General features: G+C 29.4%; 1 protein-coding gene. It reads left to right on the forward strand.

Going from position 1 to position 272, the window contains the following annotated elements:
- Positions 1–108: 108 nt before the first annotated feature.
- Positions 109–272: toprim domain-containing protein (locus G3997_RS11445; RefSeq protein ID WP_442971214.1), on the forward strand; the 164-nt coding region annotated here is incomplete at its 3' end.

Consider the following 272-nt stretch of genomic DNA (forward strand, 5'->3'; position numbering starts at 1 on the left):
TATGGTGCATAATTGTACTATAGCTTTATTTTTACTTGATAAAAATACATATAAGGCTTAAAATATAAAGATACTAAGTTAAAAATGAGCGGAAAAGGTGAAATTTATATGATAAAAGAAATAATAGTAGTAGAAGGAAGAGATGACGTAACCGCTGTTAAAAGAGCATTAGATGCAGAGCTTATAACAACAGGCGGATTTGGATTTCCTAAAGGAGTAATGGAAAGAATAAAAGCAGCTCAAAAAAGAAGAGGTGTTATAATATTTACTGA

Origin of the sequence: Romboutsia sp. 13368, from assembly GCF_018336475.1 — a bacterium.
Lineage (GTDB): Bacteria > Bacillota > Clostridia > Peptostreptococcales > Peptostreptococcaceae > Romboutsia.